General features: G+C 46.8%; 27 protein-coding genes and 1 pseudogene. 25 read left to right on the top strand and 3 right to left on the bottom strand.

The features are described 5' to 3' along the window. Positions 1 to 100: 100 nt before the first annotated feature. The 10 genes from panB to nth all read left to right on the top strand — a co-directional run bounded on the left by panB (position 101) and on the right by nth (position 9639). Positions 101 to 934, top strand: a complete 834-nt coding sequence (gene panB, locus KNO61_RS04910) for a 3-methyl-2-oxobutanoate hydroxymethyltransferase (RefSeq protein ID WP_214684452.1) — start codon at positions 101 to 103, stop codon at positions 932 to 934. Beyond that, positions 934 to 1764, top strand: coding sequence for a pantoate--beta-alanine ligase (gene panC / locus KNO61_RS04905; protein ID WP_214684451.1), 831 nt, complete (start codon positions 934 to 936; stop codon positions 1762 to 1764). The genes panB and panC overlap by 1 nt, the downstream gene beginning before the upstream one ends. Positions 1765 to 1769: 5 nt before the next feature. Beyond that, positions 1770 to 2153, top strand: a complete 384-nt coding sequence (panD, locus tag KNO61_RS04900) for an aspartate 1-decarboxylase (RefSeq protein WP_015881490.1) — start codon at positions 1770 to 1772, stop codon at positions 2151 to 2153. A gap of 106 nt (positions 2154 to 2259) precedes the next feature. Then, complete coding sequence (gene dinG / locus KNO61_RS04895) at positions 2260 to 5070, top strand: ATP-dependent DNA helicase DinG (protein ID WP_214872704.1); 2811 nt, start codon at positions 2260 to 2262, stop codon at positions 5068 to 5070. Positions 5071 to 5135: 65 nt separating this feature from the next. Continuing rightward, complete coding sequence (locus KNO61_RS04890; RefSeq protein ID WP_015881492.1) at positions 5136 to 5321, top strand: YpmA family protein; 186 nt, start codon at positions 5136 to 5138, stop codon at positions 5319 to 5321. Beyond that, positions 5318 to 5803: a hypothetical protein gene (locus KNO61_RS04885; RefSeq protein ID WP_214872702.1), complete on the top strand. Its 486-nt coding sequence runs from the start codon at positions 5318 to 5320 to the stop codon at positions 5801 to 5803. The genes KNO61_RS04890 and KNO61_RS04885 overlap by 4 nt, the downstream gene beginning before the upstream one ends. Before the next feature lie 20 nt (positions 5804 to 5823). Beyond that, complete coding sequence (locus tag KNO61_RS04880) at positions 5824 to 7011, top strand: pyridoxal phosphate-dependent aminotransferase (protein WP_078146756.1); 1188 nt, start codon at positions 5824 to 5826, stop codon at positions 7009 to 7011. Between the two features lie 20 nt (positions 7012 to 7031). Further along, a complete protein-coding gene (gene asnS, locus KNO61_RS04875) occupies positions 7032 to 8333 on the top strand; it encodes an asparagine--tRNA ligase (protein WP_031423961.1) in 1302 nt (433 codons plus the stop codon). A 62-nt stretch (positions 8334 to 8395) separates the two neighbouring features. Further along, the gene (locus KNO61_RS04870) at positions 8396 to 8980 is read left to right on the top strand and encodes a DnaD domain-containing protein (RefSeq protein WP_214688842.1); all 585 of its coding nucleotides are present in this window, start codon (positions 8396 to 8398) and stop codon (positions 8978 to 8980) included. After that, the gene (nth, locus tag KNO61_RS04865; protein ID WP_074037165.1) at positions 8980 to 9639 is read left to right on the top strand and encodes an endonuclease III; all 660 of its coding nucleotides are present in this window, start codon (positions 8980 to 8982) and stop codon (positions 9637 to 9639) included. Before KNO61_RS04870 ends, nth begins: the two co-directional genes overlap by 1 nt. A gap of 38 nt (positions 9640 to 9677) precedes the next feature. Here nth and KNO61_RS04860 read toward each other — a convergent pair whose 3' ends face one another. Continuing rightward, positions 9678 to 10529: a DUF3800 domain-containing protein gene (locus tag KNO61_RS04860; RefSeq protein ID WP_035387865.1), complete on the bottom strand. Its 852-nt coding sequence runs from the start codon at positions 10527 to 10529 to the stop codon at positions 9678 to 9680. 357 nt (positions 10530 to 10886) lie between these two features. On the opposite strand from KNO61_RS04860, the gene recU reads away from it, so the two are divergent. From recU to KNO61_RS04820, 8 genes are all read left to right on the top strand, one after another. Then, positions 10887 to 11513 carry a Holliday junction resolvase RecU gene (recU, locus tag KNO61_RS04855; RefSeq protein ID WP_214731043.1) on the top strand — a complete coding sequence of 209 codons (627 nt, stop codon included), beginning with the start codon at positions 10887 to 10889 and terminating at the stop codon, positions 11511 to 11513. Positions 11514 to 11533: 20 nt separating this feature from the next. Next, entirely contained in the window at positions 11534 to 14140 is a 2607-nt protein-coding gene (locus tag KNO61_RS04850; RefSeq protein ID WP_214872700.1) for a transglycosylase domain-containing protein, read from the top strand. An 80-nt stretch (positions 14141 to 14220) separates the two neighbouring features. Then, positions 14221 to 14781 (top strand): hypothetical protein, encoded by a 561-nt coding sequence (locus KNO61_RS04845; protein WP_078146761.1) that lies wholly within the window; start codon positions 14221 to 14223, stop codon positions 14779 to 14781. A gap of 17 nt (positions 14782 to 14798) precedes the next feature. Further along, the gene (locus KNO61_RS04840; protein ID WP_214813350.1) at positions 14799 to 17048 is read left to right on the top strand and encodes a DEAD/DEAH box helicase; all 2250 of its coding nucleotides are present in this window, start codon (positions 14799 to 14801) and stop codon (positions 17046 to 17048) included. Next, positions 17045 to 18208: a ribonuclease H-like domain-containing protein gene (locus tag KNO61_RS04835; RefSeq protein ID WP_214684441.1), complete on the top strand. Its 1164-nt coding sequence runs from the start codon at positions 17045 to 17047 to the stop codon at positions 18206 to 18208. The genes KNO61_RS04840 and KNO61_RS04835 overlap by 4 nt, the downstream gene beginning before the upstream one ends. Next, on the top strand, positions 18205 to 18750 hold the full coding sequence (locus KNO61_RS04830) for an SLOG family protein (protein ID WP_047795387.1): 546 nt from the start codon (positions 18205 to 18207) through the stop codon (positions 18748 to 18750). The genes KNO61_RS04835 and KNO61_RS04830 overlap by 4 nt, the downstream gene beginning before the upstream one ends. Before the next feature lie 4 nt (positions 18751 to 18754). After that, a complete protein-coding gene (gpsB, locus tag KNO61_RS04825; RefSeq protein WP_012726115.1) occupies positions 18755 to 19051 on the top strand; it encodes a cell division regulator GpsB in 297 nt (98 codons plus the stop codon). 19 nt (positions 19052 to 19070) lie between these two features. Then, positions 19071 to 19646 carry an NERD domain-containing protein gene (locus tag KNO61_RS04820; RefSeq protein ID WP_214684439.1) on the top strand — a complete coding sequence of 192 codons (576 nt, stop codon included), beginning with the start codon at positions 19071 to 19073 and terminating at the stop codon, positions 19644 to 19646. A 34-nt stretch (positions 19647 to 19680) separates the two neighbouring features. On the opposite strand, the gene KNO61_RS04815 is transcribed toward KNO61_RS04820, so the two are convergent. Next, on the bottom strand, positions 19681 to 19968 hold the full coding sequence (locus KNO61_RS04815) for a hypothetical protein (protein ID WP_012726117.1): 288 nt from the start codon (positions 19966 to 19968) through the stop codon (positions 19681 to 19683). A gap of 95 nt (positions 19969 to 20063) precedes the next feature. Between KNO61_RS04815 and KNO61_RS04810 the strand changes: the two genes are divergently transcribed. Further along, the gene (locus tag KNO61_RS04810; protein ID WP_214872698.1) at positions 20064 to 20312 is read left to right on the top strand and encodes a hypothetical protein; all 249 of its coding nucleotides are present in this window, start codon (positions 20064 to 20066) and stop codon (positions 20310 to 20312) included. Between the two features lie 52 nt (positions 20313 to 20364). Here the strand turns inward: KNO61_RS04810 and KNO61_RS04805 are convergent, their stop codons facing one another. Beyond that, complete coding sequence (locus tag KNO61_RS04805; RefSeq protein WP_078146765.1) at positions 20365 to 21903, bottom strand: FAD-dependent monooxygenase; 1539 nt, start codon at positions 21901 to 21903, stop codon at positions 20365 to 20367. Positions 21904 to 22015: 112 nt separating this feature from the next. On the opposite strand from KNO61_RS04805, the gene KNO61_RS04800 reads away from it, so the two are divergent. The 6 genes and pseudogenes from KNO61_RS04800 to KNO61_RS04775 all read left to right on the top strand — a co-directional run. Continuing rightward, a complete protein-coding gene (locus tag KNO61_RS04800; RefSeq protein ID WP_371816584.1) occupies positions 22016 to 22639 on the top strand; it encodes an NUDIX hydrolase in 624 nt (207 codons plus the stop codon). A gap of 40 nt (positions 22640 to 22679) precedes the next feature. Further along, positions 22680 to 22880, top strand: coding sequence for a DUF2187 family protein (locus tag KNO61_RS04795; RefSeq protein ID WP_012726121.1), 201 nt, complete (start codon positions 22680 to 22682; stop codon positions 22878 to 22880). A gap of 25 nt (positions 22881 to 22905) precedes the next feature. Then, positions 22906 to 24081 (top strand): DUF2157 domain-containing protein, encoded by a 1176-nt coding sequence (locus KNO61_RS04790; RefSeq protein ID WP_251025583.1) that lies wholly within the window; start codon positions 22906 to 22908, stop codon positions 24079 to 24081. Beyond that, entirely contained in the window at positions 24078 to 24530 is a 453-nt protein-coding gene (locus KNO61_RS04785) for a GDYXXLXY domain-containing protein (RefSeq protein WP_214872696.1), read from the top strand. The genes KNO61_RS04790 and KNO61_RS04785 overlap by 4 nt, the downstream gene beginning before the upstream one ends. A gap of 238 nt (positions 24531 to 24768) precedes the next feature. Then, the gene (locus KNO61_RS04780) at positions 24769 to 25482 is read left to right on the top strand and encodes a 3D domain-containing protein (RefSeq protein ID WP_240499813.1); all 714 of its coding nucleotides are present in this window, start codon (positions 24769 to 24771) and stop codon (positions 25480 to 25482) included. 107 nt (positions 25483 to 25589) lie between these two features. Beyond that, a pseudogene (locus KNO61_RS04775) lies at positions 25590 to 26306 on the top strand (ABC transporter ATP-binding protein); the annotation flags it as partial. Positions 26307 to 26309 lie beyond the last annotated feature (3 nt).

The following is a 26309-nucleotide window of genomic DNA, read 5'->3' as shown; positions in this document are numbered from 1 at the left end:
AACTCATGAAAACCATGAATTTGTTTTTCGTGCGCCTTCTTGCCATCTGTGTAAGAGGGCGTTTATTCTTTCCTGTCTCCACGTTTAGGAGGAGAAACAGATGCACACGATGACTACATTGTTAAAAAAGATGAACGAGCAGGAAAAGCTCGTCATGTTGACGGCGTATGATTATCCGTCAGCCAAACTTGCCGAATCGGCAGGGGTCGATTTGATTTTAGTAGGTGATTCACTCGGAATGGTCGTCCTTGGTTATGATTCGACGATTCCAGTGACGATGGAGGACATGCTTCATCATTCGAAAGCCGTACGCCGAGGAGCACAACATACGTTCGTTGTGGTGGATATGCCGTTTGCGTCATATCACGGAGACTTCGATCGAACGTTACAGGCAGCATCGCTCTTATTCCAAGAAGGTCGTGCGGACGCCATTAAACTAGAAGGGGCCGGTGAAGTGCTTCAGACGATTGAGCGTTTGACACAAGTCGGCATGCCATGTGTCGCCCATTTAGGGTTGACCCCTCAATCGGTTGGCGTCCTAGAAGGATATAAAGTACAAGGGAAATCCCTTGAGGCTGCCGAGACACTCCTTCAAGACAGCTTGGCTGCGGAGCGTGCTGGCGCGAAGATGCTCGTCCTTGAGTGTGTCCCTCATCAATTGGCAAAACGGATCGCAGAAGAGCTGACGATTCCGGTCATCGGAATCGGTGCAGGTGCAGATGTCGACGGCCAAGTGCTCGTCTATCATGACGTATTGAAATATGGGGTGGACCGTCTCCCTAAATTTGTCCAAGCGTATGCAGACGTGAATGAAGTGGCGACGGATGCCATCCGCTCTTATGTCGAAGAGACGAAGAACGGTCACTTCCCACAAGAACGTCATACGTTCACAATGGATGAGTCGTTGCTCGACTCGTTGTATGGAGGAAAATGATGAGAATTGTATCGACCGTCGAAGAATTACGCAGTGCTTTACCAACGAATCAAACGATTGGGTTCGTGCCGACGATGGGATATTTGCATGAAGGACATATGAGCCTCGTTGAAAACGCGCGACGGGAAAATGACGTCGTCGTCATGAGTATTTTTGTCAATCCGACACAGTTCGGACCGAATGAAGATCTCGACCGTTATCCCCGCGACTTTGAACGGGATGAGAAGTTGGCACGTGAAGCGGGAGTCGATGTACTGTTCTATCCGACGACGGAGACGATGTATCCCCTTGATATGGCGCGAGTGACCGTTCGTCACGGGGCGGACGTATTATGTGGGGCGAGTCGTCCCGGCCATTTTGATGGTGTGTTGACAATCGTCTCGAAATTATTTAACCTTGTTCAACCGACACGCGCTTATTTCGGTCTAAAGGATGCCCAACAAGTGGCATTGATTGAAGGATATGTCCGAGATTATTTCGTACCGGTAGAGATTCGACGCTGCCCGATTATTCGTGAGGAGACAGGACTAGCCAAATCTTCTCGAAACGTCTACTTGTCAGATGTCGAAACGGTAGAGGCGAGTCGGATCTTCAGCGCATTGACGATGGCGCGAGAGGCACTCGATGCAGGTCAACAAGTTGATGAAGTAAAACGACAGCTGACTGAACGTTTGAACGAGATTCCGAACAGTCAAATCGATTACGTCGAGCTTGTCGATTACCCGACGCTCGGTGCCGTCTCGAGCGACTCGACTGAACTCTTGTTAGCGGTGGCCATTCAGTTTGAACGGGCCCGATTGATTGATAATGTGATTTGGAAGAAGGGATGAATCCAATGATTCGTACATTTATGCACGCAAAGCTTCATAAAGCAACAGTGACAGAAGCAAACTTACACTACGTCGGTTCGATTACAATCGATGAGGATTTGATGGATGCGGTCGGCATCATGGAGAATGAACATGTACACATTACGAACAACCATAATGGTGCTCGCATCGAGACGTATGTCATCAAAGGGGAACGTGGGTCAGGCGTGATTTGTTTGAACGGTGCGGCAGCACGTCATTTCCAGGTCGGTGATGTGGTCATCATCATGGCGTACGGTCAAATGACAGCGGAAGAGGCGAAAACGCATCGTCCAAAAGTAGCCGTGTTGAACGAACAAAATGAGGTCGATCAACTTCTTTACGAAGAGATTGCTCATACAATTTTGTGAAGGATTCGGGGGTGTCGACAGAGGCATCCCCGTTTTTTCGTTATTCGTTCTATGGTAAGATGAGACAGACAGAAAGCACGAGCGTGCCAAAGATGGGATGGATGTTATGGACACGTATGTGATTGTGGATTTAGAGACAACGGGTCATTCCGTTAAGTCCGGAGATGAATTGATTGAGTTTGCGGCGGTCGTCGTACAAGAGGGCGAAGTGATTGAACGCTACAGCACCTTGATTCGACCGAGTCGACCAATCCCACCTTTTATTACGCAATTGACAACGATTAGTGACGAAGATGTAAGTGACGCACCTACATTTGAAGATGTGATTCCCGACATTTGGAAAATGCTGGATGGACGGGTATTTGTCGCGCATAACGTCGCATTTGATTTAACTTTTCTAAACGAGAGTCTTGAACAAGCGGGTTACCTTGCGTTTCAAGGGAGAGCTATTGATACAGTCGAATTGGCCCGTATCCTGTATCCGACTTTAGAGAGCCATGCGTTAGAAGCGCTATCGGATACGTTTGACCTCGTACATACAGACGCACATCGGGCACTCAGTGATGCAGAGGCGACGGCAGAGCTCTTCATCCGGATGCTCGACCGTTTGCGCGATTTACCGATGGTGACGCTGAAACGACTTCGAGAGTTATCAGAATCATGGACGAGTCATATCGAACCGTTACTCGATGAGATCATCCTTGAGGTTGGGATTCGTCCAGACGACGAAACCCGTTTTGATATCCACCGCAAAATTGCGTTACGACGACCGGTAGATGCGTTCGTCCCGGCGACAGAACGTGAACCGTTCGAGCCGTTCCTTTTGCGGACGATTGAAGAGACGCTCCCTTCACTGTTTGATCAGTTTGAACCGAGACAGAGTCAATTCGAAATGATGCGTCACGTCTATAAAGCGTTAGACGATGAGGAAACATTGTTAGTCGAGGCGGGTACGGGAACGGGTAAGACGCTTGCGTACTTGATTCCGAGTGCCCACCATGCCCTCGAGACGAAACGCCCGGTCGTCATTAGTACGCATACCATTCAATTGCAAGAACAGTTGTTAAATCGAGACTTGCCTGTTATTCGTCAGATTTTTCCTGAGATTGAATTCACGTTGTTGAAAGGAAGACGCAATTATATCGATTTACGCAAGTTCGAGATGGTGCTCGACGAATCGAATGATGGTCTTTTGGCATCGATGTGTAAAGCGATGGTGCTCGTCTGGCTCACTGAGACCGAGACCGGGGACTTAGAGGAACTTTCATTTCCGGGCTCAGCGACACAAGGACCCGCTTCGTTCAAGCGTTTGATTCAAGCAGATGCTTCAAGTGATTTTGGACGGTTCGATCCGTGGTATAGCCGTGACTTTTTCACGAAAGCCGTGTTGCGCTCGAAAGAAGCGGACCTGATTGTGACCAATCATGCCTTACTGTTCTCGGACTTACAGCATCAGGCAGGCATTTTACCGACGGACACGCCTCTCGTATTAGATGAGGCCCATCAAGTCGAAGAAGTGGCCTCTCATCATTTCGGTGTGACATTTGATGCGATTCAATTTGACCGTCTCTTCAAATGGTTCGGCTACGGAGCGGATGGCAAATTCCATTCTCGCATTATCCAGCTAGCCGATTTGACATCTGTAACCGAAGAGGCAGAGGCATTCAGTCAACAGATCGATTCGGCCCTTGCTCGGGTCGAGGAAGAACTCGAAGATCTTCTGACGTCTCTTCAATCGTTAGGTAAGAAAAAAGAGCCTCGACAAACGGTTCGTTTCGAGCGGGAAGGCGCAACGTTTAGACCAATTCGAGAAGTGGCCAATCGACTCGAGGACAAACTACGGACGTTGCGGACGTCACTCCGACATCTTCATCGCCTGCTCGATGAACGTAAAGAACATATGACGTTCAAACAGCGCGCCCTTCTCGGTGATTTAAAAACGTTGATTGGAGACGTGCGCGAACTCGAGAGTGTCATCTATGAGACGATGCTGACGCGTGACGATGATGCGGTCAGCTGGGTCGAACTGAATTTAGGAAATCGGAAATTAACCTCGGTGTACACCCAACCGGTCGAAATCGGACCGCTGTTGCATGAACGTCTGTTTAAGAAGCGACCGACAATCTTAACATCAGCGACGATGACGGTCTCAGGGAAGTTCAGCTTTATGGAACGACGCCTCGGATTAGAAGGAGAACCGGTCCGAAGAGTCGTCTTACCGTCGCCATTCAACTTCAAAGAACAGGCCAAACTGTTTGTACCGTCGGACTTCCCGTTGATCAATGAAGTACCGCTCCCTCAGTTCGTCGATCAGACGGCCCAGTCGATTGTCCAAATCGCGAACGTGACGAAAGGAAGGATGCTCGTCTTGTTCACATCAAACGAATTGCTTCGACTCACTTATGAACAAGTCAAAGACCATCTTGACCCGTCTTATACACTTCTCGCACAAGGTGTGAGCGGCGGCTCGCGTAGCCGCTTGACGAAACAGTTCAAACGGATGGAACAGTCGATTCTCTTTGGAACAGCTAGTTTTTGGGAAGGTGTCGATATTCCGGGGGAGGCGTTGACATGCCTTGTCATTGTAAGACTTCCCTTCGCACCGCCCGACCAGCCGATCACGCAAGCTCGTTCTGAGAAAATTGAAGCGATGGGGAAATCACCGTTCTTTGAGTTATCCCTGCCCCAAGCGGTCATTCGCTTCAAACAAGGTGTCGGTCGATTGATTCGATCGAAAGGGGATTATGGTGGCGTCTTCGTATTCGACCGGCGTGTGGAGACGACACGTTACGGCAAACAGTTCATCAACAGCTTGCCTAAAGTTGACCGGATTGAAGGAACGCTTGAAACGTCGTTATCCGAGTTAGAGTTGTTCTTAGACGAGAAGGAAAAGTCTGTGGCACGAAATGACAGATAACGCTAGGCATCACGATATTATCGTTTTATAATGATACGTATAGTGTTTTTGGAGGAGGAGTCAATATGAACTCGAATATTGAGACGCTGGCGAGCGTGCGCATCGAACCGACTGCGGACGTCTACAAAATTGTCGACTTATTGAATCGGACCTTAAAGAGTCAGGATTTAATGTTCGGTTTGTCACTTGAGAAGAAAGTGAACGATCCGAAGAAGGAAGAGATGGTCTTCACCATCTATCGTACAGAATGACCAGAAAGGCAAAATGGATCGTCTCATTACTGGCGGCACTGATTGGTGTCGTCCTTGTCTTTAGCGTGATGTATCGATTCACCATCGGTCATACAGAGAATCAAAAAGAAAAGCTCGTCGAAACGGCGATGGCACGATTGGCTGAAGAATCTCCAGACGCGAGAGTGGGTCAGGGAGAACTGTTCAATGGGACAGAGGCGTATGTCGTCTTCCCAGAAGTAGACGGGGAGTCCATTTGGTTTGTCCCATTGGATAAAAAGCTGGAGATCGAGCAACGAGAAATCGGTGAAGTGGACGCTACTGACGTCTGTTCGAAGTCGGTTGAGGAGACAGGCGGACAACTGGTCAGCTGTAAGGTTGGTTTTGACGAACGGGCACTCATCGAAGTGGTCACGAAAGCGGATGCGTCTTATACGTATTCGTACTATACGCTTCAGGCCGGAGAATTTATTCGACGGGTCCAATTGACCGATCAAATGTAATGAATTAGAGGGGGATTATGATGAAACATCTATTAGCGAAACGTGTAAAACAACTCACACCATCGACTACCTTAGCGATTACAGCTAAGGCGAAGGCACTGAAAGCTTCAGGCAAAGATGTCATTGGTCTCGGCGCGGGTGAACCTGATTTCAACACACCAGAACGAATCATCGATGCTGCTTGTCAAGCCGCTCGAGATGGAGACACAAAATACACGCCATCTGGCGGGACAGTCGCGTTGAAAGATGCCATCATTGAAAAGACGAAACGCGATAGTGGATTGTCGTTCGAACGCAACGAGGTGATGGTGGCTTCAGGTGCGAAACATGCCCTTTACGCTTTGTTCCAAGCTATTCTAGATGAAGGGGACGAAGTGATTGTCCCAGCCCCATACTGGGTCAGTTATCCGGAACAAATCAAATTGGCGGACGGGGAACCTGTCTTGGTCGACACGAATGAAGAGACGTCATTTAAATTGACGCCAACGCAACTCGAAAGTGCGATCACTGCTCGTACGAAGGCCGTCATCTTGAACAGCCCATCCAATCCGACGGGGATGATTTATACGAAAGAAGAGCTACAGGCACTCGCCGATGTCGTTCTTCGCCACAATCTTCTCGTCGTCAGCGATGAGATTTACGAAAAGTTGATTTACGGTGATGCGTCGTTCGTATCGATTGCGACCCTTCCGAATATGCGTGAACGCACCATCATTATCAATGGTGTCTCGAAATCTCACGCGATGACAGGTTGGCGAATCGGATATGCCGTTGGGGACGCAAGAATCATCGGGGCGATGACGAACTTGGCCTCACACTCGACATCCAACCCGACATCTGTCGCACAAGCGGCTGCGGTAGAGGCATACAATGGACCACAAGAAGATGTGGAAATGATGCGTCAATCTTTCGAGGAACGACTTGAAATCGTCTACGACCGTCTCGTCAAAATTCCTGGCATCACGTGTTTGAAGCCGCAAGGTGCATTTTACTTATATGCCAACGCGAAGGTCGCGGCCACAGAGAGTGGCTATGACACTGTCGATGCTTGGTGTGAAGCTGTTCTTGAAGAAGCAAATGTGGCACTCGTGCCTGGTTCTGGCTTCGGACAAGACGATTACGTACGATTATCCTATGCAACTGAATTAAAACGCGTATTAGAAGCGCTCGATCGAGTGGAAGACTTCGTTACGAAGCGCGCTCGATAAGCGAAAGGATGGAAATGAACATGACAACTATTTCGATTAACCAATTTAAAGACTATGAAGGCCAATCTGTCCGTGTAGGCGCGTGGATTGCCAACAAACGTTCAAGTGGAAAGATTGCTTTCCTTCAATTACGTGACGGTAGCGGTTTTGCTCAAGCGGTCGTTGTAAAAGCTGATGTGGCGGAAGAGTTATTTACACTTGCCAAAGGGATCACGCAAGAAACGTCGGTTTGGGTCACAGGGAATGTCAAATCTGATGGTGGACGTACACCACTCGGATTTGAATTGGAAGTGACAGATTTAGAAGTGATTGCGGAATCGGTTGATTATCCAATCACACCGAAAGAACACGGAACGGAATTCTTGATGGACAACCGTCACTTATGGCTCCGTTCACGTCGCCAACACGCGATTATGAAAGTTCGTAACGAAATCATCCGTGCGACGTATGAATTCTTTAATAAAGAAGGATTCGTCAAAATCGATCCGCCAATCCTTACGAGCAGTGCACCGGAAGGGACGACAGAATTGTTCGAGACAGACTATTTCGGTCAGTCGGCCTACCTTTCTCAGACGGGGCAATTGTACATGGAAGCCGCTGCGATGGCCCTCGGAAAAGTATTCTCATTCGGTCCAACGTTCCGTGCGGAGAAATCAAAAACACGTCGTCACTTGATTGAGTTCTGGATGATCGAGCCGGAGATGGCATTTGTCGATCATGACATGAACCTCGAGATTCAAGAGCAGTACGTCTCATACATTGCACAGTCGGCACTTGCGAACTGTAAAAATGAATTGGAACTACTCGGACGTGACCTTGAGAAATTGGCACAAGTACAAGCGCCGTTCCCACGCGTTCGTTACGAAGATGCCATCAAGTTCTTGAAGGCAGAAGGATTCGATGACATTGAATACGGGGATGATTTCGGTGCACCGCACGAGACGGCGATTGCCAACGCACATGATCAGCCGGTATTCATCACGCATTGGCCAAAAGAAATCAAACCGTTCTATATGAAAGTAGACCCTGAGAACCCAGAACTCGTTCTGTGCGCAGACTTGATTGCTCCAGAAGGATATGGTGAAATCATCGGGGGATCTCAACGTGAGGACGACTACGATCGTCTAAAAGAAGAAATCATCAAAGAAGGTCTCGACGAAACGGATGCGTATGATTGGTACCTTGAACTTCGTCAATACGGTTCGGTCCCACACTCTGGTTTCGGACTTGGTCTCGAGCGTACAGTCGCATGGATCAGTGGAATCGAACATATCCGTGAAGCGATTCCATTCCCACGTTTATTAAACCGAATTCACCCTTAACGATTAATCGGGGAAGACGTCATGTCCTCCCCGATTGATGTGTCTTAGAAAGGAAGTGCGACATGGATGCACATCAATTGATTCAATTATTCGAACAAAGTCCGGTCGTCATTCCACGAAAGCTGTTCACCGATGCGAGACGCCTCGACTTGTCACCCGTCGAGTTCAGTCTGATTGTCCATCTTCTTGAAATGGCTGGGGAAGGCATCGTCATGCCGCTCCCGAGCGAGTTAGGGAAACGCTTGAATGTTTCGGAGAATGAGGCGCGATCAGTACTCCTCGGTCTATTGCAAAAAGAGTTGATCGCCATTGACGCTTCAAGTGATGGTGAGCGATATAGCCTATTGCCACTTTTCGAAGCGTTACAAGGGGAAGAGAAAGTTGCGCCCCAGCAGACACTGAATGAGAATATCATTCATACGTTTGAGCGGGAATTCGGAACGATCACCCCGTTCGAGATTGAACAAATCGTCGGCTGGATGACGGAAGATGGCTTTAGCGAGGAACTCATCATGGCCGCGCTTCGGGAAGCGAAACTTCGAAACGTGCGAAACTTCAAATACATGGACAAAATCCTGCGTGTTTGGCAAGATCATCATGTCGAATCGCTCGAGGATGTCGTGGAATATCAACGGAGGAATAAGTGATGTTGACGCGAGCACAATTACAGGAAGTGTCAGATACGATGAAGCAGATGTTCCCGGATGCTCATTGCGAGTTGACGCATCAAAATCCATTCGAATTGGTCGTCGCCGTCGCGCTCTCCGCACAAGCGACGGATGCGCTCGTCAACAAGGTGACACCAGGATTGTTTGAAGCGTTTCCGACTGTCGAGGCGATGGCAGCGGCTGACGTGTCTGAGATTGAGGCATTGATTAAACGGATTGGTCTGTACCGTAACAAAGCGAAGAATGTAAAAGCACTCTCAGAAAAAATTGTGAACGAGCATGGTGGAATTGTCCCTTCTGACCGAGCATCGTTGGAGGCGCTCCCTGGAGTCGGTCGTAAGACAGCCAATGTCGTCCTTTCTGTTGCATTCCATGAACCGGCGTTTGCGGTTGACACGCATGTGGAACGAGTATCCAAACGTCTCGGTATTTGTCGCTGGAAAGACAATGTCCGCCAAGTCGAGGATACATTAATGAAAAAGTTTCCACGCGAGGAATGGTCACAACTTCATCATCAATTCATCTTCTTCGGACGATATCATTGCAAGGCACAACGCCCAGGCTGTGAGGCATGCCCACTCTTGCATATGTGCCGTGAAGGAAAGAAACGAATGAAGTCACAGAAAGTCACCACATAAAAAACGCATCGACACGCAAGGTGTCGATGCGTTTTTGCTTAATGATTCCAAGGATGGTCGCTCCATTCGCGACGTTTTTTCGTGATCGGCACTTTTTTGAAGCCCCAGTTTCGGAAATCTTGGTCCGGACTTTCTTTACGGATGTAAATTTTGTCCTTAATGGCCTTAAAGATTCGGTTCTCGTCCCCATAATGGACGAACCGTGGTTTCACTTCAATCACGCCACGACGAACGCGAGAAAGTGGCAGACAGACAAGGTCCGCGATTTCTAACCCAGATTGATACATCGTGTTCTGCTTCTCAGAGAAGATGAAGCCTTTGATTTTTTGACGGCTCTTTTCAACGTCTAAATGAACGGTACCTGAGTTGAAAATATCAAAGAATGCTTTTTGAATCAGTAAGTTCTGATAATCGTCTCGGGATTCCAGGACGACACGGGCACTTACTGCCTCTGTTTCTTCTAAAAACGCATAGAATGACTTCATCAGGTGAGCGAACGCAACGACATACGGATCTTTGGGCGTCGAATAAAAGTCATGAAGCTTCTGTTTATCGACCTCGACACTGACGATTGTACAGTCGATTCCTCGCAAAAATTCAGGGAGTTTATCCCAAAAGTCGCGCAACATATCAATCGTGATCCCATCTTCTTTTCCGTAAGGATGTTCCGCTTTTAAAATTTCTTTTAAATGAAGTGGGATATGCTCCGTTTTGAACACATCTCGTTTGAACGCCTGAAGACGTCGTTTCAATTCACACGGTAGTCCAGTTTCGTCTGCATCGATTGAATACTTATATTCCATCAGCACGCCCGTCAAGTTAAATTGCGTGTTCCCCTTCGGCGTACCTGTCTCGTCGACGAACATGACATACTTCTTTCCACTTTCCATCCAATCCCTCCAAAACGGATTAACAGTAACGTCTTTAAGCATCCTATTTTATTTCCAAATGGTGATTTGGTCAATCTATTGCACAGGTATTGCACATTTTTTTCGAGAATGACATCAATGAGGTTTATCGGTGTGTCATCTTGGATAAACACTAAGGGTGCTATTATCATAGAAAAACAATCGGGATATACATAACGAGAGCTTTTCAATTTGGATACACAATCGCTTACATACTAGTTTAACATACGGGAGTTTGGTACGATATGTGTTGCGGTAAATCCACACAAGTGTCGACCGACAGAAGTCGACAATCAGACCTGAGACGGAAGGAACGAGTGGACCGACCTGTTAATATGTATGTATGGGGTGACGACATTGTTCCATTATCCAAACGGTAAAAAGGCAAACGTGACAAAGACAACAAAGGGGGAAGGAATTTCGAAGCAATCATCGAATTCTCAAACCTATGCGAATCGCGGAATGAACTTGGAGACGCTGTTAAATGAAACGAATGAATTTTATCGGATTCATCAACGAGCCGTCATCCACAAAAAACCAACCCCTCTCCAAATCGTCAAAGTCGACTACCCGAAGCGAAGTGCCGCCAAAGTAACGGAAGCCTATTTCAAACAGGCATCTACGACCGATTACAACGGTGTTTATCGTGGCAGGTACATTGACTTTGAAGCGAAAGAAACGAATAATAAGACGTCGTTTCCACTCGGCAATTTTCATGACCACCAAATCGCCCACATGCGTGAGTGTGAACGTCATGGAGGGATTTGTTTTGTCATCATCCGCTTTAGTCGCTATAATACGCAATATGTATTGACCACCGAGCAACTTGTTTGGTGGTGGGAACAACGATTAACGGGGCGAAAATCGATTCCGCTCAGCTTTATCGAAAAGGAAGCGATTGAAGTTCCGACGAGAGCCTTACCGTCGATTGATTATTTGACGGTGCTCGATCAATGGCTCGATTGAATAGAAGGAGTGAACCATGAATGGAGCGAAGTAGGGTCGCACGTCGACAAGATTCGACGACGAATAAACGCAAAAAAACTGGGAAACAACCAAAGACGAAAAGTAAGAAACCGATGTGGAAACGCATCTTTTTATTAGGCTTGATGTTATTTATTGCTGCGGTAATCGCATTCGGCGCCTATACGGTATATGCCATTGCGACGGCACCAGAGCTAGATGAAGAAAAGCTTGTCGATACGTACCCGATTCAGTTGATTTCGGCTGAAGGAGAACCGCTCGAAGGGGCAGGTCAGATTCGCGAGTATGTCTCAATCGACGACATTTCTGAAGTGATGCAACAAGCGGTCGTGTCAATCGAAGACCGTCGTTTCTATGAGCATAATGGGATTGACTTACGTCGAATCGGCGGAGCCGTCGTTGCCAACTTGACAGACGGTTTCGGTGCGGAAGGTGGATCGACCATCACGCAACAATTGGTCAAGCAGTCATTCCTTTCGACAGATAAGAAGTTGAAACGTAAGCTGCAAGAACAATGGCTCGCACTCAAACTCGAGCGTGAGTATACGAAAGAACAGATTTTAGAGATGTACTTGAACAAAAACTATTACGGTAGTGGTGGATATGGTGTGCAAACTGCATCGAAACGTTACTTCAACAAACCGGTCTCTGAGGTCAATTATCAAGAGGCCGCGATTCTTGCCGGTCTCCCACAACGTCCAAGTGCCTATGATCCAATCAATGGTGATCAGGAGTTGACCCGCTACCGTCAAGAGCAAGTCCTGTCTGCGATGAAACGTGACGGACATATTTCTGAGGAACAGTACAATGAGGCACTTGATGTCGCCATTGCTGACGTCATCTCACCTGGTGAAGAGACGGAAGAAGAAGCGTTCACACGTGCGATTTATTCACGAGTCCAAGCCGAGCTTGAAGAAGATTACGGTCTAGAACAGTCAGACATTTATGGAACAGGTTTAAAAGTCTATACGTCTATCAACAAAGAGTTGCATACAAAATTCAATAGTGACATTAAATCGGATAACGTGAACATTCCAGGCGGAAGCTTCCCGGCCGACGAACTCCGCATGGGTGCAACGGTATTGAATACGAAGACTGGTGAAATTGTCGCGATCATCGATAGTCAACAGGCAAAACAAGGTGACAAATCGTATCGTGATTATTCGAATGAAAAACGTCAAATCGGTTCGACGGCCAAACCGATCTTTGATTACGGTCCAGGAATCGAGAACGGACAATGGTCGACAGGGAAGATCTTACTCGATGCACCGCTCGAGGGGTCCTATAAACCAAACAACTATTATCAAGAATATCGTGGTCAAAACACGATGCGGTATTTCTTAACGATTTCAGGGAACACACCTGCTGTTCGAGCTTTCCAAGAAGTTCGTGATGAATTTGGTCAAGGGGCCATCGAGTCCTTTGCAAAAAACCTCGGCGTTGAACCGATGTACGCCGGAGAGGAAGTATTAGAAGCGAACGCCCTCGGTGCCGCTGAAGCGAGCACGACTCAAATGGCAGCGGCATATGCTGCCTTTGGGACGAATGGAATGTATACAAAACCGCATTTGATTCAAAAAATTGAATTCAATGACGGTTCAAGCATCAATTCGCCAATCAAAGCGAAGCAGGCAATGGAAGACTATACGGCATACATGTTGACGGACATGCTTCGTGATGTCGTGAGCGGTGCGAACGGGACGTATGAACCCGGTGCCTTCCCTTGGGACGTGGCAGGTAAGACGGGAACGACCAACGATGAGCAAGACAAGTGGTTTACTGGATATACGACGGACTACTCGATTTCCGTTTGGACGGGTAAAGTGAGCGGTGCTAGTGAGACTGCCAATAAGCCGAACTACGCCCAATACTATTTCGAGTACATGATGCAACAAGTGACGAATGCGACGGGACAACCGGATCGATTCCAACGTCCGGACTCAGTCTTGTCACTTGGCAATGAACTCTATGTAAAAGGGACAAAACCAAAAGATCTTCAACCTGAGAAGTTGGTTGCTCCGACTGGGGCAAGTGTCAACTATGACGAAGAAGCCCAAACTGGTTCTGTCTCATGGTCATACGATTTCGATGGTGCGCAAGCAGATGGCTATACGGATGTCACGTTCACAGTGACACAGAAGTCAGCTGACGGAAGTGAGCAAGTCGTCGGAACGACCGGGGAGACGAGTGTAAATATTGCAAACTTGGCCGAAGGAGACACAACGTTTACCATTGTCGCGAATGCAACGAATCCGTTGACGGGTGAGCAGCAATCGGCACCGGCGCAAGCGAGCTACTCAATCGAACCGAAAGAAGAGCCAAAGGAAGAAGAGGAAAACCCTTCTGACGAGGAAAATTCCGAAGATGAACCATCAGACGAAAATAACGGGAACGGGAATGAAAACGGAAATGGTAACGGAGACGGAAACGGAGAAGATACCACCGGCGAACAAACTCCTGATGAACCGGCAACAGATGAAGGTTCTGGCGAAGGAACAGACGAACCAACTGACGGAGATGATTCAGGAACTCCGTTAGAGGGACAATCCAATGGTGAATCGTCTGACACGAATCGTGGAAATGGCAATTCAAACAATGGGAATAACTAAGGAAAGCAGGGCGACATTGTTCGCCCTGTTTTTCGTTTGACTTTGCTATAATGAAAAGAAAGGGAACAGGATGGTGACACATGGTTCAACTCTCTTTAAAACGCAAGATGAAAGTACTACTTGTCATAGATCGACTGCAAGACGATGATTTCGGCGTGCCTCTCGGTGGACATCTCGGGTTAAAGCTTTCACATGTGCTCTTAAAAGAGTCGATACCGTTTGGGCGTCTCATCCAGGACCAAACCGTCGCCGAAGCGATCGGACATGCTTACTTGAAACGAATCGGAGTCGAGACCATGTTCACGGGCGAAGAATCCTATTATCCGGAACTTCTTCGTGGCAACCGTCAACTCAGCTCAACAAACGAAGATTATTATAAAACGGTGCAACGCTACGTCAAACATCTTTTAGCGGTTCATTCAAAATGTACGAAACTACATACCATCGTCTTGTTCGGACGGTCGACGCAACGTCTGTTTTCAGATGCGCTCATCCGCCTCGAAGAAGAGAATGAGCATGTCGCTGCTACATTTAACGAGATGGCCATCTTTCAGATGCCCGCCGTATCGAGAGTGGTACGAGATGAACGGATTCATCAAATCCGACAAGTCGTAGCGGATCTTGCCCCTTCGAATGCGTAATGAAAGAAGGTGACTGGATGCGAAAATCTCGCTCTGTCGAAGAAATGATCAAACAACTAAAAGACGATCCAGGTTTTTCAAACCACGTACGTCATTGGCACACGGTCGACGCTCGTCCGGCACAATATGCCCCAATTCCAGAACAAGTGCCTGAACAATTGGCGAATGTACTTAAGAATCGCGGAATCGAGCAGCTGTACACGCATCAAGCCGAGGCTGTGAAACAAACGGCGGGTGGTCATTCGACGGTCATCGTGACACCGACGGCTTCAGGAAAAACGCTTTGTTACAACTTGCCCGTCCTATCGAAGATGATTGAAAAACCTACAGCCCGTGCGCTTTATCTTTACCCGACAAAAGCACTCGCGCAAGATCAAAACAGTGACTTGATGGAGATGGTCGAAGCCCTTGAAGGGAATTTACGATGCTTCACGTATGATGGCGACACATCACCTGCGGCACGAACAAAAGTCCGCGATGCGGGGAATATCGTCATCACGAATCCGGATATGCTACATTCCGGGATCTTACCTCATCATACGAAATGGATTCGTCTTTTTGAGAACTTAGAATATATCGTCGTCGACGAACTCCATACGTATCGTGGCGTATTTGGAAGTCATGTGGCGAACGTGTTTCGACGCTTGAAGCGAATCTGTGCCTATTATGGCAGTCATCCGAAATGGATCATGACCTCAGCGACCATCGCGAACCCGCTTGAACTTGCCGAGCTATTGACGGAAGAAGAAGTCGTTTTAATCGATCGGAACGGAGCACCTCAAGGGAAGAAACATCTTGTGTTCTACAACCCGCCTGTCGTCAACGAAGCACTCGGAATTCGTCGAAGCGCGACGCTCGAGACGAAACGAATCGCCTCGAGGCTCGTGGAAGCGAACATTCAAACGATTGTATTTGCGCGGTCGCGCGTACGTGTCGAGGTGCTATTGACCTATTTGCAGGAATTGACACGTCGGGAGCTAGGACCAAAGTCTATTGTCGGTTACCGTGGCGGCTATCTTCCATCTGAACGTAGAGAAATCGAACGGCGGTTACGGAACGGGGAAATCAAGGCGGTCGTCTCGACAAACGCGTTGGAGCTCGGTGTCGATATCGGCCAACTTCAAGCGTGTGTCTTAAATGGGTATCCTGGAACGGTCGCTTCGTTATGGCAGCAGGCTGGTCGGGCCGGACGGCGCCATTCAGAATCACTCGTTATATTTGTCGCATCTTCGTCATCACTCGACCAACTCGTCGTCGAACAGCCGGACATGATTTTAGAACGTTCACCGGAAGCGGCCCGGCTTGACCCGAATAACTTGATTATTTTAGTGGACCATATGAAATGCGCCGCATTCGAGTTGCCTTTTCAAAAAGGAGAGCGATTCGGAACGGTCGATACGGAAGATATATTAGAGTTTTTGACGGATGCTCACGTCTTGCATGAACGGGCTGATAGATATTATTGGATGACGGATTCATTTCCGGCTCATGACATCTCGCTTCGGACGAGTGATCAAGAAAATGTCGTCATCGTCGATCAGACGGCAAAACATCAAGTCATCGGTGAAATGGACACGTTCAGTGCCATGACGTTGTTACATGATGAAGCGATATACTTACATGGAGCCGAGCAATATCAGGTCGAAAAACTCGATTTTGAGGAGAAGAAAGCGTATGTTCGCCGAGTTGACGTCGACTACTACACAGATGCGAATTTAGCCGTTGAACTGAAGGTGCTTGAAGAGAATAAGACAGATGGAGCGAAGACGTTTGGTGAGGTATCGGTCATCGCGATGGCCACTTTGTTCAAGAAAATAAAATTTGGGACGCATGAGAACATCGGGTCGGGCCCGATTCATCTACCGGAGCGAGAGCTGCATACGACAGCGACATGGTTCACGTTGGATGAGCGATTCGCATACTCGGAGGCGGACCTCGAAGATCAACTTGAAGCGGTCAGTGATTTGATGAGACGGCTTGCACCACTCTATCTCATGTGTGACACGCTTGATTTATTCACAACGATTCAGATGAAGTCGACACATACGAGTAAGCCGACCGTCTATCTGTATGACCGCTATCCTGGAGGAATCGGGCTCAGCGAGGCGCTCTTTAAAGATGCAGACATGGTGCTTGAAGCGGCAGAACGGACGGTATCCGACTGTCCGTGTGAGAGCGGATGTCCCCGTTGTGTCGGCATGGTTGGATACGGTGACTTCAAGCAGCAAGTCATTCGCCAGTTGCAAGGATTGAAAGGAACGATATGAAAGCTAAACTATCTAGATTAATCAAAACGAACGAACCTGCCCCAAAAGCTAGTGTTGCGACCCCTGACGAAGTGGAGCAACAAAAGTGGAAGGATCATGGGGGCGAGATTTTAACGTTTGAGGGGGAATGGTGCGTCCGGATCCGGAAGACATATCCCCTTGATGAGGTGTATCACGACTTCGAGTTTGGAGAAGCAGGACAGATGATGGCTCGAACCGAGCATCCGTTTTTCGCCGTCGACTTAGACCCCGACCAAGTCCTGTTCATGGATACGGAGACGACCGGTTTACGTGGGTCTGGAACGTCGATTTTTTTAATCGGGTTTGCACGGATTCGTGCGGAACAACTTGAAATGATTCAATACGTGTTACCTCATCCGGCGTTTGAAACCGCCTTTTACTATCATTTCTTGCAAGACATCGGAGATGAGGTACGATTCGTCACCTATAACGGGAAGTCATTTGATTGGCCTCAAATCAAGACGAGACACACGTTCGTCAAATCACGGGTGAAACAATTACCTTCAGTGGGTCATGTCGATTTACTTCACGCTGCAAGACGATTGTTAAAACCGAGGCTAGAATCAGTATCATTAAAAGCGGTCGAAGCATACTTTGGTCATGAACGAAGGGATGACCTTCCTGGCTTCTTGGCACCGATGCACTATTTTCAATACGTCAAAGAGCGGAATCCAGAAATATTGCTGCCGGTCCTTGAGCACCATCATGCGGACTGTTTAAGCCTCGTCTCGTTGTATACGCGTCTCAGTCAGCTTGTCACGACCCCGGTAACTGATTTCGGAGAGGAACGTGCCCACTGGCTACATGACCTTGGCGAACAAGATCAAGCGCTGAGGGAGTTTGAGCAACTCCCGAGTCCATCGAAGCGTGCCATCATGCGGCAAGCGATGTTATTAAAACGGGCTGGACGATTCGAGGAGGCCATTCCGCTGTTTGAATCGATTCATACGATTGAAGGGTACGTCGAACTCGCCAAATATGCAGAGCATAAACAAAAGAACGTGGCTTTAGCGATGGATTACACGGAGCGAGCGTTAGAGATTCTTGATCAAAAGCGGACGGTGTTACGTCAAACGATGCAACGCGAGAAAGATGCGTTAGAACATCGCCGTGCTCGCCTAGAAAGGAAGCGAACATGAAAGTAGTAGCCGTCACAGGATATCGTCCTCATGAACTCGGTATCTTCAAAGCGGATCATCCGGGTATTGAAATCATTCAAGAAGCTTACCGGAAAAAGATACTTGAAGTCATCGAATTAGGTGCTGAATGGTTCATATTTAGTGGAACGAATGGTTGTGAATTGTGGGCCGGACAAGTATTGTTAGAGTTAAGAGAAACATATCCGATTAAAATCGCCGTATTTCCGCCGTTCTTAAACATGGATGAGCGCTATAAACCATTCGAACAAGAACTATTTGTGCAACTGCAACTCGAGGCAGACTTTTTTGAGCCGCTGACACAGCGTCCATACGAAGACCCGAGTCAGCTACGGGCAAAAACAGCGTTCTTTTTAGATAAAGCAGAAGGATTGATCACCTTGTATGACGAAGAAACGGAAGGAAGTCCCCGGTTTCTAGTCGATGGGGCTCGGCGAAAGCCGAACATGGAAGTTTTCTTGATCACACAAGAAGACTTACGAGTCATTGAAGAAGAAAAACAATGGGAACAACAATGGGAGTGATATGATGCAAACGGAATTAACAGCAGAAGCGATTTATAAACAAGAATTCAAGACCGCGTTACGTGGTTATTCACAAGAAGAAGTCGATCAATTTTTAGATGTCGTCATTCGCGATTATGAAAAAATGGCGAAAGAAATCGAGCGTCTTCAAAAAGAAAACGACTCGTTGCGACGGGAACCTGCGCCTGTATCGGAACCGGCTAAACCAGCACAGCCGGTTGCTTCAAATTATGACATGTTACGCCGAATTTCAAATCTTGAAAAAGCGGTCTTTGGAAAGCAAGTCGGTCCAAGCGAATAACGAATAGGGGGTGGAGTCCATGTTGCAAGTGTTAACGGCCACGGAGAAACAACCAGTCAAACAACAGACAAAAAAGCTGTTTCGTGTGAAAGAAGAAGTGATGAAAGCACCAACCTGCTATACAGATCGTCTCGTCGAAAACATCAGACAAACATGCCGATTTGATTGGATGATGATTGAACAAGTCAAATTAGGGGATGATCTCGTTCATTACGTGCTCGTCGGACCTAAAGGCGTATTCTTGATTCAATTAAATCGAACTCCAGCCCCCGTCCATATGACGAACCGTGAATGTCGAACCGAGACCTCGATGGGGTGGAAACAGGTTTATCCTCATCCTGTCACGGAATTAGAACGGATGACCAAACAGGTGCGGTCACGATTAAAAAAAGAGTGTAATCAAGCAATTCCCGTCTATTCGTTTTTAATTTTCCCGGAAACGGAACGATTGAAGTTAGAACGAATTAAGGCGAATTGTGGAGATTCATTCGCTCTAGTGGATCAAGTGATCAATAAAAAGAACCTTGAGACGTTGACAGAGCCGCTCGTCAAACAAATCGCTTATTATTGTTCTGAGCGACAAGTACATAAATAAGATGAAGGCCGAATGATTGTATTCGGCCTTCATCTTATTTTAAAAGTTCTCTTGCTTTTGCCGCATCATCTCGGTGAACGAACAGTGCAACGCGATCGTCCAAGTTTTTTGCGAGCGGCTTTAATAGTTTACCGGTCGGTAGTCCTTGTTCCACACGACAGGTGATGCCCTGCTCGGTCAAATAATGATAATCACCTAAAAGTTCTTCACCTTGTTTCCCGAATGCTTCACCGAAACGAACCCACTTTAAGTTGCGAATTGTCCGAATCGAGACCAAAATGACAAACAAAATGGCGAGTACGATGATCAATAATGTTTCCAATGCCTTCAACCCCTTCTTTACACAAGTTTAATGGTGTGGCGAGTTGAAAGCAATATGGAGCGAACGGTATACTGAAATGGAAAAGAGGGGATGAAATGAAAAAACCGATTCAATCGAGACGAGAGGCGATCTCACTCCTAGAAAATCAGCAAGTACTCTATATTCGAATTCATAACGGACAAACGGGTATGATCAAATCGACAGAGGAAGGTATCATCGTGGCCATTCCAAATGAAGAGACAGATCAAATCGATTTCCGAAAATTAAAAGATATCGAGGCGTTTGAAGTGTTTTACGATTTGACGCTCTCGAAACCAGGTATTCTATATGTAAACGTTGAATAGTCATGACATGGAGAGCTTCACCCCTTCGGTGAGGCTCTCCATTTATACACGTTTAAGAGGAAGGCAGCCAGACGGCCAACTTGTCCTGTAACGGCTTTAAGCGAACATGATGTTGCTTATGCAACAAATAACCGTCTGGACGAATGACTAATATGCCACGTTTCATAAAAAGTGATTTGGCTAGTTCGTTTCCTTGATCGAAAAACGGGCGACTCGTCCTAGTTAAGGTAATCGTTTGAATGAACGGCTGGTTCTTGTTCAAATAGTCATAAATGGACGTCAAATCACGTTTCCCGTCGTCAAATACGAGCACTTGAAACCGTCCGTCCGCGATTTCGGATATTTTTGTCCGAAACCCGTCATCCGTTCGTAAAATCTCAGTCTCCGGAAAGATCTTTCCTTCCGCGACGCGACGAAACGGTAACCGAAGCGCATTCGGATACGATAAATGGAGCTGAGAAATCCGTTCGGTGATCTTTTGGTTGACGAGATTGACGCGAGTGAAGACATCCGCACCGATTGCTTGGAACGGCAAAAGCATCGGGAGGGTCGTCTGCAACATCTCCGTTGCGATATTCGTCGTCTGTAGCACATTGCGGGCAACATGTTCGCGCTCGTCCCGATAGGTGGACACGACGTGATGGGGAGCGCCAGTTTTGAGATGTAACCACAGTTTCCAACCTAAGTTGAAGGCATCCGCTATCCCGGTGTTCATCCCTTGTCCGCCGACCGGGGAGTTAATATGTGCCGCATCCCCCATGAGAATGATGCGATTATGGATGAACGTATCGACCATGCGATTGTGCACACGGAATAAAGAGAACCATTCAACATCGTGAATATGGACCGGCATATGACTGCGTTGCTCCACCAATTCTTGAAGTTCCGATTCTTGGAATGATTCATCCGTTCTCAAGTTTCCCGTGATACGAATTGTTTCATCCGTGAGCGGGAAGACTTCAAGCACTCCTCGATCCGAAAAAAAGATATGAACCTCTTCCCGGGATATCGGCCAATCCGCCTTCAAATCGGCTAACACCCAAGCCTCTTTAAATGATTTACCGCTAAACGGAAGGGCGAGCATCCGACGAACCGAGCTGTTTGCTCCATCGGCGGCGACAACATATTTCGCTTCAACGGCACGAGTCACCCCATCAGTCGCGGTCAAATGTGCGATAGTACGGGATGGATATTGGGTAATGGATGACAAGGTTTCCCCACGCTTCACAACATGTCCATGGTTTCGTAGGGCACGTTCCAAAATCTCTTCGGTTTCATTTTGACGTAACAACGTCACGAACGGATAAGGGGTCACAAGTTTGGAGAACTCAAGCTTTGCTGTCCACTGTCCCGAAAAATATAGATTCCCCCGCTCGATTGTTCGGGCACGCTCTAGCACTTCTTGCGCAACATCTAAACGAGAAAACACTTCGATGGTCCGCGGCTGGATCCCGATGGCTCGTGAATTGTCCGACGGGGTCGTCTTACGATCAATGATTTGAAAAGATACGCCATATCTGGCTAAGGTGAGTCCGAGCGTCAGGCCGGTTGGTCCGGCACCGACAATCAATACATCCACTTGTTCGTCCACGCTGATCAACTCCTATCATTAATAATGATATTTCCGACATTGGCAGCGACTAAACGAAAAGTAGGGTATAGAACGATATATGATATTCGATGATGGAAGGTGAGTGAGCATTGTGCAGCCATGGATCACAGAAGAAAAAATTCGAGATAGTTTTACAATGGATGAAGATTATGAACAGACAGCGGCAGTGTTAATCCCACTCGTTCAAATCGATCAGGAATGGCACGTCGTGTTTGAGGTACGCGCCCACACGATGCGGCAGCAACCTGGGGAGATTTCATTTCCAGGGGGACGCCTTGAAAAAGGAGAAACACCCGTAGAAGCGGCAATCCGAGAAACATGCGAAGAGTTAGAGATTTCTGCAGATAAAGTAGAAGTCGTAGGCAAATTGCGACCGCTTGCTACGCCTCATCGTCAATTGATTTATCCGTTTGTCGGAATTCTATCGGAAGTACCGAGTGTGGAAGGGACGGATGAGGTCGATCATTTGTTTACCGTACCGATATCTACCTTGCTCATGATTGATCCATTCCACGGAGAGATGGAATTGACAATGAGTCCGGATCAAAATATTCCGTTAGATCGATTGGCGAATGCTAAAGCGTACAAGAAACGGGTAATTAAAATGAAAGAACCTTTTTATGAACATGAAGACTACATCATTTGGGGACTTACTGGAAAATTCTTGACACAATTTATTAAACGGATAAAAGAAAACGTATTCAAACGGTTATAATTTCGTTATAATGATAGAAACAAATTTAGATTGGAAGTGAATGGGTGTGTCTGAAGAATTCCTCGTAGGTGATATCGTGAAGTCGACTCGTGAAGGATGGGTCGCTGAAGTGACCGCCGTACTGACCAATACTGTGATCGGTGACGTCTCGATCATGGAAGAGTTTCAACAGCTCGGACTCGAGTTCGAGAAACAAGTTTTACTAAAATCAGAATTGGAATTGATTGAACGCGCCAGCTGACCTTTTTCTGAAAGGGATGATTCAGATGTCCATTGACAAAAAAGTACGTGAATGGCAAGAGGCGGGTTTATTGGATGAAGCGACAGGGTTAAAACTAGTCGACTATGAACATAAACGACGGGCGGCTAGTGAGCAACATGATCACAAGCCGCCCGTTTTGGTCATTGTCGGATCCATTTTGTTGGCTCTTAGCCTTTTCAGTTTCGTCGCAGCCAACTGGCAAGCGATTCCTGACCTTTTGAAAATCGGTTTGTTTCTTTTATTTATGGTTGGATTTTATGTGTTTGCCGAGCGGGTTCGCTTAAAAACCCCAAGATATGTCACGCTGTTACGTGTACTAGGGTTCGTTTTCTTTATCGCGACCATGGCGGTCATTTTCACGACGTATAACCTGTCTGGCCAATTGACTCTATTGTTCTGGATTATCTTTGCGATGGCAGTACTTCATCGCATCTTGTATGAGCATGTCATATTCTCCATGATCACCGCAATCGCTGCATTTTTAGCCATCACCAATAGTTTCGAAAGCATCGGGCTGATTTTGATTGGGATTGCTCTAATCGTGACATGGGTGTGGTTCCATTTCGTCGATGAATCGTTGGACCGCACGTTTGCCTGGCTAACCTTTTATGGCCTTCTCAATATTTTCGGCCAGTATATCGATTATGAGGGAAGACTGTGGCCGCTTTGGTCACTCGTCATCTTGCATGTATTGCTCTTGTTCTATCGAAAACAAGCCGCATGGCAAGCAACGTATCTGTTCACTGCGGCCGTTCTATCAATTGGTTATTTAATTAACGTGACAGAAAGTTGGCTCTCCCAAAGACCGCCTTCTGTCATTGAAGCGACACTTTTGTCGGTGGCACTCGTTGCCGTCTATTTGATTCACAGACGAAACGACCTTCTCTGGGTAAGTTTCCTTGCAGTCATCCCATTTGCACTTTTTGAAGATTCAGGAGTTTTACTGGCGGTCATCATCGAGGTGATTGCACTTACGTACTTGATTCGCCAAGACGTGACACGACAACCGACAATATTCGCTTTCATCTATTTCTTAATCGTTCAAATGACAATTTACTTTATCTACGTATGGGACCGGCTCGATATCTCACTCTTCTTCTTGATTGGTGCGTTAATCGTCTTTGCGTTGTCACTCGCATTATGGTGGCGTAATCGAACGAGAGGGGATGTGACGACATGAAACGGTTTTCTGTTTGGGTGATCCCGGTTGCCCAAGTCCTGATTGTAATCGTCTTTGTGGTACTTGTTTATGCTATTTCGTGGGTCGGAGAGACGTACACGTTTAAAGGGTCTTCGTTCGAGCCATATGATCCTTATTTTGGAGATTCCATCTATCTCGAATATGATGCCTTCAAAGGAAGACAAGATGTCGAAACCGGAACGGTCTATGTGTCCTTTAAAGAAGGGGAAGAGGGCTATGCTGTCATCGATCGAATTGAGTCAAAACCGTTTTTTGGTGGTATTCGGGCAAACTATTATGATCGACTTCTTTATATAGAAGAAATGGGTTCGTATCGTGTGTCTCAAAATGAGATAGATGCCATAAAAGGAAAGCAATCGTTCACGGTTCAAGTTGATGTCGCACCGTGGGGGATGCTCAGAATGTATGAAATTGAGTCAAATGAATAAGATTTAATCATGACAGGAAGATTACAGGTTTGTTACACGGCTGATTGTAACGAATCTGTAATTTTTTTGTGAACATAAGGAATACCAACGTTTTTTTCAATTATTACAATCTGTAACCACTTTTTTTGCCATATGTCAGGAATGTTTCACTTCGATAAAATCACTACTTTGACGGGACTTGTCGTGGTAAATTAACATCTGTTCGTTACATAACGAGAAAGGTGATGACCTTACTACGATGAAATTATTAAAATATATGATCGTCATTGGAGCTACGATGATGGGGCTGTTCACATTCATGGATCAGGCAGATGCTGCTCAAATCGGAATCGGGACAGAACAGAAAATCGTACAAAACCCGCTTGAACTAGAACGACAAGCAATTGAAGAAGAACGACAAAAAGAAATCGCCCGCCAAAAGAAACTTGCTGAAGAAAAACGTATCGCAGAAGAGAAGCGGATCGAAGCAGAACGTCTTGCAGAAGAGAAAGCAAAAGAAGAAGCCGAGAAAGCAAGACTTGCGAAACTTGAAGCAGAACGAAAAGCGGAAGAGGAGCGAAAAGCAGCGGAACAGGCAACAGCTGCAAAAACGTCGACTTCAGCTACGCAAACAGTCAGTGCGACACCGGTATCTACATCTAAAAAGGTTATTACAGTCGAATCGACGGCTTATTCAAATGATGTTGCAGATAATAAGGCATACGGCGGTCGTGTATTAACGGCCACGGGTCATGATGTGACCGACTCGATTTATTATAACGGGATGCGAATTATCGCAGTCGACCCAGCCATCATCCCATTAGGCTCTAAAGTCCATATTCAAGGTGTCGGTGATGCGATCGCCCTTGATACAGGTGGCCGAATCAAAGGTCATATCGTCGATTTATTAGTCGATTCAAAACAGGACGCGATCCAATGGGGGCGTCGACATATTGAAGTAACGCTATACTAAAAATCAGGTTCTCCAATTAGGAGAGCCTTTTTTTGTTTAACAAAGTAGAGAAACGGGCAAAATAATATTTGAATTTCCATTTTGGAAATAGTTGAGGAGGGATCAGGTTGATTGAGTTTCGTGATGTATCAAAACGTTATGAAGACGGGACGTTAGCCGTCAAAGACTTGAGTTTAACTGTAGAAAAAGGAGAAATATTTGTATTGATCGGTCCTTCAGGTTGTGGCAAGACCACGACGATGAAAATGGTGAATCGATTAATCGATCATACGGATGGGAAAATTTTAATCGATGGAAAAGAAATCTATCAATTCGATATTTTTGAACTACGCCGTAATATCGGTTATGTACTCCAACAGATTGCATTATTCCCTCACTTAACTGTGGAAGAAAATATTTCTGTCGTACCGGAATTATTAAAGTGGAAAAAAGACCGAACAAAAGAGCGAGTGACCGAATTAATGAAAATCGCCGGACTGGACCCGAAACTTCGCTCGAAGAAGCCAGCAGAATTATCAGGAGGACAACAGCAACGCGTCGGCGTATTGCGTGCCTTAGCTGCAGACCCTGACGTCATCCTTATGGACGAACCCTTTTCTGCGCTTGATCCGATCAGCCGTGGTCAATTGCAAGATGACATTAAACGATTAAATGATGAGCTCGGGAAAACCATTTTATTTGTCACACACGACATGCAAGAAGCGATGAAGCTTGGTGATCGCATCGCGTTGATGCGTGACGGGGAACTCATGTTGATCGGTACGCCTGAGGAGATATTGGCGAGTGAAGACCCATTCGTCTTAGAATTTACACAACGCGGAAGAGGT

Source organism: Exiguobacterium sp. s140, from assembly GCF_018617035.1.
GTDB classification, from domain to species: Bacteria; Bacillota; Bacilli; order Exiguobacteriales; family Exiguobacteriaceae; genus Exiguobacterium; species Exiguobacterium profundum.
This window is presented reverse-complemented; position numbering and strand designations above follow the sequence as displayed.

Bases quoted from the DNA above. Each gene is read 5' to 3' on its own strand.
- panB (WP_214684452.1), top strand. From the start codon at position 101: ATGCACACGATGACTACATTGTTAAAAAAGATGAACGAGCAGGAAAAG.
- panC (WP_214684451.1), top strand. From the start codon at position 934: ATGAGAATTGTATCGACCGTCGAAGAATTACGCAGTGCTTTACCAACG.
- panD (WP_015881490.1), top strand. From the start codon at position 1,770: ATGATTCGTACATTTATGCACGCAAAGCTTCATAAAGCAACAGTGACA.
- dinG (WP_214872704.1), top strand. From the start codon at position 2,260: ATGGACACGTATGTGATTGTGGATTTAGAGACAACGGGTCATTCCGTT.
- KNO61_RS04890 (WP_015881492.1), top strand. From the start codon at position 5,136: ATGAACTCGAATATTGAGACGCTGGCGAGCGTGCGCATCGAACCGACT.
- KNO61_RS04885 (WP_214872702.1), top strand. From the start codon at position 5,318: ATGACCAGAAAGGCAAAATGGATCGTCTCATTACTGGCGGCACTGATT.
- KNO61_RS04880 (WP_078146756.1), top strand. From the start codon at position 5,824: ATGAAACATCTATTAGCGAAACGTGTAAAACAACTCACACCATCGACT.
- asnS (WP_031423961.1), top strand. From the start codon at position 7,032: ATGACAACTATTTCGATTAACCAATTTAAAGACTATGAAGGCCAATCT.
- KNO61_RS04870 (WP_214688842.1), top strand. From the start codon at position 8,396: ATGGATGCACATCAATTGATTCAATTATTCGAACAAAGTCCGGTCGTC.
- nth (WP_074037165.1), top strand. From the start codon at position 8,980: ATGTTGACGCGAGCACAATTACAGGAAGTGTCAGATACGATGAAGCAG.
- KNO61_RS04860 (WP_035387865.1), bottom strand. From the start codon at position 10,529: ATGGAAAGTGGAAAGAAGTATGTCATGTTCGTCGACGAGACAGGTACG.
- recU (WP_214731043.1), top strand. From the start codon at position 10,887: ATGTATGGGGTGACGACATTGTTCCATTATCCAAACGGTAAAAAGGCA.
- KNO61_RS04850 (WP_214872700.1), top strand. From the start codon at position 11,534: ATGGAGCGAAGTAGGGTCGCACGTCGACAAGATTCGACGACGAATAAA.
- KNO61_RS04845 (WP_078146761.1), top strand. From the start codon at position 14,221: ATGGTTCAACTCTCTTTAAAACGCAAGATGAAAGTACTACTTGTCATA.
- KNO61_RS04840 (WP_214813350.1), top strand. From the start codon at position 14,799: ATGCGAAAATCTCGCTCTGTCGAAGAAATGATCAAACAACTAAAAGAC.
- KNO61_RS04835 (WP_214684441.1), top strand. From the start codon at position 17,045: ATGAAAGCTAAACTATCTAGATTAATCAAAACGAACGAACCTGCCCCA.
- KNO61_RS04830 (WP_047795387.1), top strand. From the start codon at position 18,205: ATGAAAGTAGTAGCCGTCACAGGATATCGTCCTCATGAACTCGGTATC.
- gpsB (WP_012726115.1), top strand. From the start codon at position 18,755: ATGCAAACGGAATTAACAGCAGAAGCGATTTATAAACAAGAATTCAAG.
- KNO61_RS04820 (WP_214684439.1), top strand. From the start codon at position 19,071: ATGTTGCAAGTGTTAACGGCCACGGAGAAACAACCAGTCAAACAACAG.
- KNO61_RS04810 (WP_214872698.1), top strand. From the start codon at position 20,064: ATGAAAAAACCGATTCAATCGAGACGAGAGGCGATCTCACTCCTAGAA.
- KNO61_RS04795 (WP_012726121.1), top strand. From the start codon at position 22,680: ATGGGTGTGTCTGAAGAATTCCTCGTAGGTGATATCGTGAAGTCGACT.
- KNO61_RS04790 (WP_251025583.1), top strand. From the start codon at position 22,906: ATGTCCATTGACAAAAAAGTACGTGAATGGCAAGAGGCGGGTTTATTG.
- KNO61_RS04785 (WP_214872696.1), top strand. From the start codon at position 24,078: ATGAAACGGTTTTCTGTTTGGGTGATCCCGGTTGCCCAAGTCCTGATT.
- KNO61_RS04780 (WP_240499813.1), top strand. From the start codon at position 24,769: ATGAAATTATTAAAATATATGATCGTCATTGGAGCTACGATGATGGGG.